The sequence below is a fragment of the Peribacillus sp. P4_C12 genome (genome assembly GCF_056402095.1).
In genome coordinates, this window is sequence record NZ_JBFUIB010000095.1 from 1 (window position 1) to 11,881 (window position 11,881).

Genomic DNA, 11,881 nt, shown 5'->3' on the forward strand with positions numbered 1-11,881 from the left:
ACGAACGAATCAAGGCAAAATTAAAAGGCATGAGCCCGGTACAATACCGAGCTCATGCCCAACGGGCTGCCTAACGAAATAACCTGTCTAACTTTATGGGGTCAGTTCAATGTTAAGGAATCGACTATTCGGTCGATAAAAAAAGAAGCTCTTCGAAGCTTCTTTTTTTATTGTTTCTGATGATGATTTAACATAGCAGCCCCCTTTTTAAAATAAATCTGAATATTGTATTAATCATAACAAATTCTTCATCATATAATAAATTGATTAATACCAACTAGTTGGTATTAAAAACTTATTTTAAAGGAGAAGAAAAAAATGACATTATCTCAAGGGATTATTAAGAAATGGCTATTACTGTTTGTTTTATGCTTTTCAATGATATTTGCAATTACACCAATAAATAAAGCATCTGCCCTATCTTATGATGGTTCAAACCCTTACTCAACAGGTTGTGCGAATAAAAGTCCAATCACCTATGAAACAAAATATATATATAAAAACGGCGTGAAAATTGGATATGTACAGCTAAAAGGAAGTGCCTATTGTCATACGGCTTGGGGTTACGTAAAGTTTTATTCTGCTGCTCCGTACGATAATTATGCCAATGTATACGTAGATAGTTACACCAATGGCACTACTTGGAGAACATCTGGAAGTTGTGCTTCTTCCGGTGGAAACGGGAGGGTAATGAAAGGTCAAACCTCTTGTTATACGGCTCAATTTTGGGATAAAGACCCGTATAAAGCTTCGGCCGAAGTGTGGATTTATTCATCAAGTGGTTCTGGTACCAGGTATGCGATTACCAGCCGTCATTAGTAAAAGTTCCTTTTAATCCTAGGGTGGCTCAAGCTAGATCAAACAGGTCGTAACTAAATATCTGAGTTTAGACTAACGGGGAAGTTTAGTTCACAAGCAGCAAAAAGGATCTTTAATCGAAGATCCTTTTTCTCTGCCGATTTTCGGGGGGCCGGAAACTCTACCCCTTCTAGAACTAACGCACCCGTTAGTTCTAGAAGAAATGCCTCACTATGAAGTAATGCCACACGAAATTTCAACTAAACATAAAATTATTCAATCCTCTTACCTTGATTGACAACCTTAATTAATTCATCAATCTTTTCATTTCTTTCTTGGTCTGATTTTGTTTTCGCATTCATGAACTTAATTACTTTAATTACAAAATAAATGCCAAAAACAGTAAGAACTAAATAGAAAATAATAGGTAAAAAAGTTAAAAGAACAAATACACCATCTGATGCAAACAATGTACCACCATTAAACATATTAACCCTCCCGAATTGTTAGATATATTAATATCATACATTATCTTGTTCAATTATCCTGCCCCGTTAGTTGCATAAAGAAAGAGCTTCATTATATAGAAAATTATCAGAAGTGAATAATTTGCCAATCTTTATTCCACTAAAGGGCCATATTGTGGAGGAACTTATTGTGAAAATGATGGAATTTTAATATTCATTACTTAGCTAAATAGCAAATGAGTGAAATTTTTAATCGTGCTATAATTAGAGTAATTTGAATACAGGGAGGTAATTCTAATGAGATTATTTCTAACTAAATGTGGTGCTGAAGCCAAACGTAAGGTGATTAATAACTGATAGAGGTGTATTAAATGAATAATATTGATGTGAATGTAGTTAAAAGATTAATAAATGAGCAATTCCCAGAATGGTCAAAATTAGAAATCAGACCTGTTAAAAATGGTGGAAATGACAATAGAACGTTTCACTTGGGAGACGATATGAGTGTAAGGTTACCAAGTGCTGAAGGTTATGTTCCTCAAGTGGAGAAAGAACAAAAGTGGTTACCAAAATTATCAAAAGAACTTTCTTTACCAATATCAACACCTTTAGCAAAAGGGAATCCTAGTAAGGAATACCCATTCCCATGGACTGTCAACAAGTGGGTAGAGGGAGAGACATTAAATCTAAAAAATATTAATGATCTTAGCCAACTTGCAAAAGACTTGGGGACATTTTTAAATGAATTACAATCTATTGATGCTAGTGGTGGTCCTTTAGCAGGGAAACATAATTTTTATAGAGGTGGAAATGTTGCAGTATACGATCAAGAGACCAGAGATGCAATCGAACAGAATAAAGATATATTAAACGTTTCATTATTGAATGAAATCTGGGAACTTGCATTAGATTCAAAATGGGCCGCAAATCCAGTTTGGATTCATGGTGATATTGCACCAGGTAATATTCTAGTTAAAGATGGAAAGCTTTCTGCTATTATTGATTTTGGAATTTTAGGAATTGGGGACCCTTCTTGTGATGCTGCTATGGCATGGACATTTTTTGATGATACAAGTAAAAAGGTATTCAAGAATACATTGAATATGGATGAGGGTACTTGGAATCGTGCAAGAGGTTGGGCTTTATGGAAGGCTTTAATTACTTACAATTGGAATAGAAATTCTAACAAAGTAATAGCAGAAGAATCATATAATATTATTAAAATAATCGAACAGGACTATGAATTAGAAAAAAATCTTAAATAAACTTAATTAAAAGTAGTGGAACCGTTTATCTTGCATTAAAGGCAAGTTTACTTAGTAATTTCGTAGCACATGTGTGCATAAAGATCTTCCGTTATCGGGCGCTTTAATGGAGCAATGAAAAAAAACCTAATTTCTCAGCATTAAATAAGAAATTAGGTTTTTTCATTAATAGAAAAAGACTTATAAGTATTTATCACTAATCACTTTCATATGGTGTAACTCGTGCCCGGCAATGCCATATGCAAAGGTACCTATCGAAACTGGGCTGTTCATTACAGTTCCATTACGATCCCATGCTGCATCATCAATGGTTGAAATAAGACTTAACGTGTTGGAGCGTACCGTGTCTAAATCAGCTAGTAGCTGCTCCCAGGATAATTTGTTGAAGTTTGCCGCAGAAACGTATTGATCCTGATCCATTGCTGGGAGTGGCGCACTTTCATTTCGTGCAATGGCAAGCATTCGATACGACATCACACGTTCCGCGTCGGCCATATGCCCAATCACTTCTTTTAAAGTCCATTTCCCTGGTGCGTACGCCTTCCTTGCTGACTCCTCTGATATGCTGCTCAAGAGGGTAATGGTCTTAGTTCGTTGCTTACTAAGTATTTCTTCAATATCTCCATCTGGCACAAGACTAACATACCTATCATACTCTGGATTTTCAATAGATAATGGTCGTGGACGCACAAGAATCCTCCTCATCGGAATAGTTAATTATGGTTCTAGGCTAATATTCGACTGTCAAGAAGATATTTCCTTTATTTGATATTTAATTTCATTACCGCAAAATAATTGCAAATTAAACAACTTTATTATCTCTGTACAACTGATTTATGCAGTTAACATAATACACATAATAATGGATTAATTCACTTTTTATTCCACTAACCTGCCCCGTTAGTTCCATAAGTTAAAGAAATTGGAACTTTTGATGTTATTTATAAAGGAAAAGCAACAAAAATACGAATTGAAGCCGAAGTTCATATTGAAGATGTTGATAAAGAAGTTGTTCTTTATATGTTTAGTATTCAAGAATTAGTTGACATCATAGATGAAGAAATGCTGAAAACTGAAGACGAAGTGGAGTAAAAAGAGATGTTGTAATTAACATCTCTTTCTTTAACTAAACTGCCCTTTTACTTCATTAAGAAAAAAGACCACCAAATGGCAGCCCCCTGATCTAAACTAACGTACCTGTTAGCTTAATAACTAGTAAATATTAATTTTTGTTCTTTAAAAACAGCATTTCAAAGACGAAAGCAATTAGGCATAATCCCATTACTGAATCAATTATATTTTGAACTAACATTGAATCAATTTTTAGAATACGAGTGATAATATCAGTAAATAAAATAAGAAAGAAAAACAACCGCAATATTTTTTGCTTTTTTGAAAGATTAGAAACAGGTTCAAAAAAAGTATTTAACTTCATAAAAATTCTCCAATTTACCTTTAATTTATATATTTCATTATACCTAAAATGTGGTGGTAAACTGTCTTTTCATTTGACCAATTATTAGTATTCCTTGTTGAACTAACCTGCCCCGATAGTTGCATAAGAAAAGGAGCTGCTGATCAGCTCCTGATAATGAAGTAAAGCACCYGTTAGTTTAAGTAGAATACTTCACAATCAGTGCTAAAAATTTAGGTTAAAATCAATATATATGTTAAAGGTATTAAGATTAAATGAGCAAAAAATATCAACCAAGTATGCTTAGTATTCTTATTTAATTTCATAGAACGCTTAAATAAGTAATTTAAAATAGTAGAACCAACGACTGTAACGAATAAGGAGAAAATATAAAATATTATATCTAATGTACTTTCAGAAACAGTAGGACTATCTGCTACAAAAGTAAGCATTAAAAGTAAAGGGAGGCTGCACGGGTAAACGAGTAAATAGGAAAAGAAATAAAGTAAATATTTAATTGAAGTTTTTTTAGTCATACTTTTATATCTCCTTAGCTAAAAAATGTTGAAGTTAATATATCAATATTCTATATAAAATTAATGAACTCCTTATTAAACTAATCTGCCCCGATAGTTCCATAAGACAAAGAGCTGCCAAAGCAACCATCTTATTGAAGTAAAGCTCCTGTTAGTTCATCAAGGTTTTGGAATGGGAGAACACTACTCCCACTCATAATCATCAGTTACCAGCTCGACCTTTTCTGGTATTATTTTTTGAAGAGAGTCTATTGTTGAAAAGTGTTCATCATTTGAGAACGCGGTAATATAATCACCATCATACCCTACCCAAAACATAGTGGAACTTTCAGCTAAAGTTGCTATCGGGGTATTGGCTATCCGCTTTAATTTAACTAGTCTGGTTCGGTTATTTTTAGTCCTTTTTACAGGATAAGGTGACTCATGTTCCCTTTCCTCTAGTCTGATTATATCCTGTTTTAAGGACCATAATGATAAGTTCAACATGCTCCCATTCCCATGCAAATAAGGATAGTATTGTTTAAATTGCTGCGGGCTGCGGATAATTGCCTTTACAAAGAACATGTCTTTGCGACTCCCCTTCATATAATTAAACTCTATATTTTGCATCTTAAACAGCTCTTCGTACTCTGCTAGTTGAAAATCATAGATTTCCGCAAGTGTATAAATAGGGTAATAATTTGGGTTCTCCAGCCAATTGCAAAAGAATTCTTCATGGGCATCTGTATAATCCCCATCAATATAACAAGAAAACTCTACGATATATTGGAACTCACCGGTTATCTCAAAAGGATAAGTGGCTTCTGGGCCAGGTACAGTTATTATTTTTTCTGGAGGGAAGTAGCTTATTTCTACCTTCATGTTATTCGCCTCTCTTAAAAGGTTCGGATAGTTATATTTTTATTATATACCACTTGAAACTGTTGTTTTCACTGACTTATTAGAGTTATCAGCTTGTTGAACTATCCTGCCCCGATAGTTCATTAAGAGATTCAGTTTATTAGTCCTTTTAAATATGTTTTATGATATTTTTTTAAGAATCCCCAAACAATAATTAGAACCCCAAACACTACAAAGAACAAAATCGGTAGCTGAAAAATATCCATGTAATCTCCTAATACCCATGAATTATTTGCTTCAATAACATTCTGGTAGGTATCCTTATATTCATATTGAACAATCCAATTATCCTTTGTACTAGCCACTGTTCCTAAATCATAATCATCGCTAACAATTTCTTCTTTATTGAAAATCTCATACGGATCTTCAATCATAAATGTTGCATACTGATATTCAATTGGGTAAGTGGTAGAAGGTTTTTGTGTTATTTTAAATTCTTTCAACCAATCTTTTAATTGAGCGTTCTCTTCTGTATTAAATATTGCAAGATAATTCAAATGATCCCTATGTTCGTCGAAAATAGTTTGAATATCCTCTTTTTGGGAGTCAGAAATCACAACATCATCACCTAAAATGGTTAACACATCGTTCATGATGATGCCTCTTTCTTCCTTGAAATTATATATTTCTAAGTAGGCGTTTACAAAAATGATTGCTCCTAGCACAAGTGAAACCAATGAAAATAATAAGATATAACGAGCAAATCTCTTTTGTACACTAAAAAATTCTGATAATCCTTTTATCATGTGTTTTTTATCTCCGAAGTTTTCAATAGCCATTCTGCTCGCTTCTTCTGCCGATATACCTTTTTCTTTTAACTCATAGGCAGCCTCTAATAAATGTGATTGCATTTCCTCTTTTAATTCTTCAATTTCGTTTTTATCACCATCAACATTTCGATAAACAGAATTAACATACTCTTCAATTTGCTTCAATATTTTCTCCCCCTTCCAAAAACGTATCGATTAATTTTTTTACAAATTTCCATTCCGAACGCTTTTCTTCAAATCCTTCTTCACCCATGGCTGTAAGTTTGTAATATTTTCTTCTACCTCCTGGTCCTTGCTCATCCCCCCAGTAAGAAGAAATCCATTCATTTTTTTCTAAACGCTTTAATGACAAGTAAAGTGTGCCTTCTTTTAGTTCAAATTGGTTATCACTCTTTTCACGAACAATTTTGGCTAATTCATAGCCGTACATATCCCTCCTGTGTAAAAGAGAAAGGATGAGAGTGTCTATATGACCTTTTAAGACTTCCTTATTAATTTCCAAATTACCCACCTCTTGGTATAAATATATTTTAAATTACTTTATAATGCAAGGTATTCAATAAAAAAAACAGGTAGTTCTTAATGAACTATCCTGCCCCTTTAGTTCCATATGAAAAAGCTCCCTTAAAGACAGCTCTGATCGTCAGCTAAAGCACCTGTTTGTTCAATAAAATTTATAATTGAGTTCCTTTATTGTTATCAAACAATCTTGAATTCCCAGAGTTTAATTTTTGTAATATTTCGATCTGAAATTTATCGGCTAATTTAAACGTAAATTTATAAATGAAGTATCCAAGAATAACACCTAATACATTACAAATTACGTCATCAATATCAACTGTTCTTCCCCAACCACCTGCTATTAGTTCAGTAAATTGTATAGATTCTATACTAATTGATATAACAAATCCGAATAGTACAATATTTTTAAAATCCTTAAATTTATTCCATATTATCGGTGATAATACACCCAAAGGCATCAATAATAATATATTTCCACCCACATTTCTAATAATTAATCTAATCATAAACACGGTATCACCGTCATATGCAATACCTATTTGTTTAATATCATTTATAATTCCAACAAGTGGAATTAGATTTAAGCCAAACTTAATATTTTGCATATTAAAATCAATCAATAAAGCTAATGGAAACAGTGTAACGGAAACAACCATAAGTATGTATAAAACAAAAAGAAAATTAATAACTTCCCTTAACCAATATACTTGTTTTTGTTTTTTTAATTAAACCCTATTAAAATACCTCTTCCAGCCAAATAACATATAAATCCAATTCCAATAAGCAAACTACCATTAATTAAATACACTCCATCGACCCTTCCTTCCAGCTCAAACAAAACCTTATTTTACCATAAAATATGCCTTTGTTGGAATTTAATTCTGCTCGTTCAATTATCACCAATAAAACCAAGATTTTATTGCGTTTCTTATGAAACTATCCTGCCCCGATAGTTTATTAAGAACAAAATAAAAAGGACCCYTGGTCCCTTAAAARTACTTTCTATACAAGTCTCTCCGCATTGCACCACTTAGATATGCATAAATTTTTATGGTTTCACTTTTTTCATGRCCCATTAAATTTTGAATCACTTCYAGAGGMGCTCCATTATTCAATAAATTTGTGGCGTAACTATGTCTAAGCTGRTGRGGATGAATGCTCTTTTTAATGTCCGTTCKCTTTGCTAYCARTTTTATAAYGTTTCTCGCTTGAGAAATACTCATTCGATGGKGKGCRCGTGTTGTCACAAAKAGTGCTTCCTCATGATCTTTWCGCTCAYTTAAATATCGCTTCAACCATATTTCACAACGAGTATTRAAATATACTTCTCGTTCTTTATKTCCTTTWCCTAATACGATTGCTGATTGATTAGARAAATTRATTGAKGYCCTATCTAGMGTTATTGCTTCACCAATTCTRCATCCTGTTGARTACATAAACTCAAATAAAGCATTTTCGAATGTTGTATGACAAGCTTCCCGCAAATGTTCAATTTCCTCTTCAGACAAGTATTTTGGAACCCTTAATTCTAATTTTGGTTCCTTGATTTTGGAAGCAGGATTTCCATTAATTAAATTTTCATCCTGGGCCCATCTAAAAACTCTTATCTCTCGTCAAAATAACATTCCTTCGGTCAGGTAAAGCCCTTCCGATTGACTCAAGGTTCTTTCTGCCTAATACGATTGGATGTCCCTTTGTAGTATTTTTAACATACTCCCAATCCTTCGGGATTCTCCAAGGGATGTCGTTCTCCTTGCCAATGACTCTATTCTTATCCATCGCAGCAATTAAAGATACTTTCATATATTACACATCTTTTTTTTACTATTTTACCATGTAATTTCTGATTTTCTATTGAAATTCCTTGTTCCACTATCCTGCTCCTATAGTTCCATAAGAAAAACGGTTAAACTTTTTTCAAATCGGTACGACTTTATTGTAAATTAAACACCTTTAAGAATAAAGAAAGCCTACGATCCTTGCTATTTAAGGAAGTAGGCTTTCTTTTATTTCAGTTATTTTTTGGCTTTTCTCTATTTTTTAGGCTATGTTAAAGTTATTGGTTGATTTTGAATAAACCATAATCATTTGTGGTATCCTGACTGAAGTAAGAAGAAAAGTTTTAACTTTCCTTCTTAACAAAGAATGGTCTTGAAAAAGACCTTACTATTAATTGTCCCACTAAAAAAACAACTGCAACAATGATTACTGCAACATCTCTACCTACTGGCTTAAACCAACCATCGTCAGGAATAAAATACATAGCCAAAAACATTGATAATAACCCCGTTATAACATTAACCAAAATAACGTAACGAATTCTTATTTGACCAGATAAAAGCCCAATTATAATAACAAAGATTACAGTACCTAAATATAGAAAAGATGCTTCTTCACGCTTAATGTGTTGTCCATATTCAAAAAAGTGAAACAAGAATGGAGCAGGTATTAAAGTAAGTATTAACCACGAGGTCTTCATGTCGTCCTCCTTTGGAAATATATAAATCTTATTCTTTATATATCCCCATCCCTATACCTTTGTCTATCTCGATAGTCCCCACCGCCTGTAATTCATTTAAACGACTTAAACTCTCTTCTTTATTAAAAGAACTATGCCAACGATAATCATATTGATCCAATATACGGTAATGGTTACTAATCAAATTTTGTTGCAAACGAAAATCCCCTCTATACTCGATTTCTTTCCACCATAGCTTACCACCCATTGTTTTTTCTTTAGGCGTACCACCATTTTTGCTAGCAATTAACTGAACAAAATCAACTGGATTGTCACCAATTGATGATATCAACAATTGGCTATGATTAAATAAAGCACAAAATGCAACAACGGTGGTCCAATTGGCTTCTGTTCTTCTTTTTTCAATTTGAACTAGTGTTTTTTTTGAAATCCCTAGAATTTCAGACATCTTATCTTGAGAAAAACTTTGTTCTGTTCGGACAAGTTTCATTTTTTCTGATATTAAATTGATGAATTCTTCTTTTTCCATATATACTAAATACTCCTTTTTAGTGTAATTTTACACTAATAGTATTATTTTTCAACAAAAAAATTCCCTTTTTGAATAAAAAGCAACTTTTAAACACAAAGAAAAAAGCAAGAAATAACCTTGCTCTAAATAAGTTTGAAATGGGAATATTTCTTAATTAAAGCTTGTTGAACTAACCTGCCCCGATAGTTGCATAAAGAAAAAACTGCCTTAAAGACAGCTCCGATCTTCAGCTACGTACCTGTTAGTTGATTAAGGATGGTCTTTACACCATTAGATTATCAAATAAAATTCCTGAAAAAATTAACACCATCCCAATAATTATATGGACTTTTTTTTCATTCACTTTTGAATTTTCTAAAATAGTAAAGATGATTCCAATTAGGCCAATATATACAACACTTCTTATAAAATAAGATGTATTTACAAGAAAAAGGTTAGGAAACTTTTGATAAAGACCAGATGTAATACCCATAACAAACAAAAAAAGAGGAATTCTTAATTTCCAATACATTTCTTCACCCCATTTAATCAAGGAAATTATTCCATTATTTTATCATTAATCAATTCATAAATGAGTTATTAATGAACTAAACTGCCCCGATAGTTTATTAAGAAAAGCGATTCTTATTAAAGCATCGCGCAGACTGTAGACAAACTCGATGAAAATCGAGTTTGTCTACAGTTTTTTTGAGGGGTTGTAAAAATTCGAACGTTGATTTCCACTCCAGGCACTCGCTTTCCGCGGGCGGTCAGGGAGCCTCCTCGGCGCCTTTGCGCCTGTGGGGTCTCCCTTAGACACGCTTTTCCCGCAGGAGTCTCGCACCTTCCGTTCCAATCAACTTTGTTTTAACAATTAGAAATAAACACTTTTGCCTACAGTCTATTTTGTTTTAATATAGGAGTATTAAAACTTGAGGTGATGACGATGCTTTCGAAACATAATTCTATTCAGCGAGATCAACTTGAAATGATTACTTTGGATCAACTGGTGCCAGCGAACCATATGGTTCGTAAAATTGAGGCAGCCATTGACTTCACTTTCATTTATGATTTGGTAAAAGATATGTATTCAGAGGTAGGTCGCCCAAGTATCGATCCAGTTATTTTAGTTAAACTGACATTCATTCAATATACCTTCGGTATTCGTTCAATGCGTAAAACGATTGAAGAAGTTGAAACAAATATGGCTTACCGTTGGTTCTTAGGTTACGGTTTCCATGATAAAGTGCCACACTTCTCAACGTTCGGCAAAAATTATGAGCGGCGCTTTAAAGATACAGACCTGTTTGAACARATATTCTATCGCATCTTAATGACAGCTGCCGATAGAAAGTTAATAAGTGCAGAGCACGTATTCGTTGATTCCACACATGTGAAAGCCAGTGCGAATAAGCGGAAATTTGAAAAGAAAATCGTTCGCAAGGAAACACGAGCGTATCAAGGACGCCTTCAAGAAGAAATAAATCAAGATCGTGAAAACCATGGAAAGAAGCCTTTCCCACCGGATAAATTTGATAAGGAAGAAACCAAAGAGATTAAAGAAAGTACAACTGATCCTGARAGTGGCTACTATGTGAAAGATGAACGAACAAAACAGTTTGCCTATTCATTCCACGCGGCCGCAGACCGCAACGGTTTTGTACTGGGAACGATTGTAACACCTGGAAATACGCATGATAGTCATATATTAGAGCCACTTGTTGAACAAGTGATTGAGAAAGTTGGAAAACCCGAAGCCGTTGCGGCAGATGCAGCTTATAAAACACCAGCCATTACAAGCTATCTATTTGGAAAAGAAATTACACCGGCTTTACCCTATACACGTCCTCGTACAAAAGAAGGATTCTATCGCAAACATGAATATATTTACGATGAACATTTTGATTGTTACCTTTGCCCTTCGGGCGAGACTTTAAAGTACTCAACAACAAATAAAGAGGGCTATCGCGAGTACAAATCGCCAAAACACATTTGTGCAACATGCTCATCTTTATCACGGTGTACAGAAAGCAAAGACCACCAAAAAGTGGTGACACGGCATATCTGGCAAGCATATGTGGAGGAAGCAGATCATCTACGTACTCATCAAGATGTAAAACCTATATATGCGAAACGTAAAGAAACGATTGAGCGTGTATTCGCAGATGCAAAAGAAAAGCATGGTATGCGTTGGACTACTTTAAGGGGACTTAAAAAAT

Annotated in this window: 11 protein-coding genes and 3 pseudogenes; 3 read left to right on the forward strand and 11 right to left on the reverse strand. The window is 33.7% G+C overall.

Annotated elements, in window-relative coordinates; translation table 11 throughout:
- Nucleotides 1–318: 318 nt before the first annotated feature.
- Nucleotides 319–819 carry a DUF2690 domain-containing protein gene (locus AC1DUW_RS13845; RefSeq protein ID WP_053345739.1) on the forward strand — a complete coding sequence of 167 codons (501 nt, stop codon included), beginning with the start codon at nucleotides 319–321 and terminating at the stop codon, nucleotides 817–819.
- A gap of 251 nt (nucleotides 820–1,070) precedes the next feature.
- Here AC1DUW_RS13845 and AC1DUW_RS13850 read toward each other — a convergent pair whose 3' ends face one another.
- Nucleotides 1,071–1,286 carry a hypothetical protein gene (locus AC1DUW_RS13850; protein WP_477642758.1) on the reverse strand — a complete coding sequence of 72 codons (216 nt, stop codon included), beginning with the start codon at nucleotides 1,284–1,286 and terminating at the stop codon, nucleotides 1,071–1,073.
- A 350-nt stretch (nucleotides 1,287–1,636) separates the two neighbouring features.
- Here AC1DUW_RS13850 and AC1DUW_RS13855 point away from each other — a divergent pair, with 350 nt between their 5' ends.
- Entirely contained in the window at nucleotides 1,637–2,530 is an 894-nt protein-coding gene (locus AC1DUW_RS13855; protein ID WP_477642759.1) for an aminoglycoside phosphotransferase family protein, read from the forward strand.
- 180 nt (nucleotides 2,531–2,710) lie between these two features.
- Here the strand turns inward: AC1DUW_RS13855 and AC1DUW_RS13860 are convergent, their stop codons facing one another.
- The 10 genes and pseudogenes from AC1DUW_RS13860 to AC1DUW_RS13905 all read right to left on the reverse strand — a co-directional run bounded on the left by AC1DUW_RS13860 (nucleotide 2,711) and on the right by AC1DUW_RS13905 (nucleotide 10,194).
- A complete protein-coding gene (locus AC1DUW_RS13860) occupies nucleotides 2,711–3,220 on the reverse strand; it encodes a DinB family protein (protein ID WP_477642760.1) in 510 nt (169 codons plus the stop codon).
- Nucleotides 3,221–4,663: 1,443 nt separating this feature from the next.
- Nucleotides 4,664–5,341, reverse strand: a complete 678-nt coding sequence (locus AC1DUW_RS13865; protein ID WP_477642761.1) for a hypothetical protein — start codon at nucleotides 5,339–5,341, stop codon at nucleotides 4,664–4,666.
- Nucleotides 5,342–5,472: 131 nt separating this feature from the next.
- Entirely contained in the window at nucleotides 5,473–6,315 is an 843-nt protein-coding gene (locus tag AC1DUW_RS13870) for a permease prefix domain 1-containing protein (RefSeq protein WP_477642762.1), read from the reverse strand.
- Nucleotides 6,302–6,652, reverse strand: coding sequence for a PadR family transcriptional regulator (locus AC1DUW_RS13875; protein WP_477642763.1), 351 nt, complete (start codon nucleotides 6,650–6,652; stop codon nucleotides 6,302–6,304). Before AC1DUW_RS13875 ends, AC1DUW_RS13870 begins: the two co-directional genes overlap by 14 nt.
- A gap of 172 nt (nucleotides 6,653–6,824) precedes the next feature.
- A pseudogene (locus AC1DUW_RS13880) lies at nucleotides 6,825–7,480 on the reverse strand (VanZ family protein).
- Between the two features lie 181 nt (nucleotides 7,481–7,661).
- Nucleotides 7,662–8,273: pseudogene (locus AC1DUW_RS13885) on the reverse strand (tyrosine-type recombinase/integrase); the annotation flags it as partial.
- Nucleotides 8,269–8,475, reverse strand: a pseudogene (locus tag AC1DUW_RS13890) (dihydrofolate reductase); the annotation flags it as partial. The pseudogenes AC1DUW_RS13890 and AC1DUW_RS13885, both read right to left, overlap by 5 nt.
- A 319-nt stretch (nucleotides 8,476–8,794) precedes the next feature.
- Nucleotides 8,795–9,151: a hypothetical protein gene (locus AC1DUW_RS13895; protein WP_340891940.1), complete on the reverse strand. Its 357-nt coding sequence runs from the start codon at nucleotides 9,149–9,151 to the stop codon at nucleotides 8,795–8,797.
- A gap of 28 nt (nucleotides 9,152–9,179) precedes the next feature.
- Nucleotides 9,180–9,680, reverse strand: coding sequence for a helix-turn-helix transcriptional regulator (locus AC1DUW_RS13900; protein ID WP_477642764.1), 501 nt, complete (start codon nucleotides 9,678–9,680; stop codon nucleotides 9,180–9,182).
- A gap of 265 nt (nucleotides 9,681–9,945) precedes the next feature.
- A complete protein-coding gene (locus AC1DUW_RS13905) occupies nucleotides 9,946–10,194 on the reverse strand; it encodes a hypothetical protein (RefSeq protein ID WP_477642765.1) in 249 nt (82 codons plus the stop codon).
- Between the two features lie 414 nt (nucleotides 10,195–10,608).
- On the opposite strand from AC1DUW_RS13905, the gene AC1DUW_RS13910 reads away from it, so the two are divergent.
- A partial coding sequence (locus AC1DUW_RS13910) for an IS1182 family transposase (RefSeq protein ID WP_477642766.1) occupies nucleotides 10,609–11,881 on the forward strand: 1,273 nt, incomplete at its 3' end.

Excerpts from the sequence above, each read along its gene's own strand:
- AC1DUW_RS13845 (WP_053345739.1), top strand. The coding sequence starts at position 319 with ATGACATTATCTCAAGGGATTATTAAGAAATGGCTATTACTGTTTGTT.
- AC1DUW_RS13850 (WP_477642758.1), bottom strand. The coding sequence starts at position 1,286 with ATGTTTAATGGTGGTACATTGTTTGCATCAGATGGTGTATTTGTTCTT.
- AC1DUW_RS13855 (WP_477642759.1), top strand. The coding sequence starts at position 1,637 with ATGAATAATATTGATGTGAATGTAGTTAAAAGATTAATAAATGAGCAA.
- AC1DUW_RS13865 (WP_477642761.1), bottom strand. The coding sequence starts at position 5,341 with ATGAAGGTAGAAATAAGCTACTTCCCTCCAGAAAAAATAATAACTGTA.
- AC1DUW_RS13895 (WP_340891940.1), bottom strand. The coding sequence starts at position 9,151 with ATGAAGACCTCGTGGTTAATACTTACTTTAATACCTGCTCCATTCTTG.
- AC1DUW_RS13900 (WP_477642764.1), bottom strand. The coding sequence starts at position 9,680 with ATGGAAAAAGAAGAATTCATCAATTTAATATCAGAAAAAATGAAACTT.
- AC1DUW_RS13905 (WP_477642765.1), bottom strand. The coding sequence starts at position 10,194 with ATGTATTGGAAATTAAGAATTCCTCTTTTTTTGTTTGTTATGGGTATT.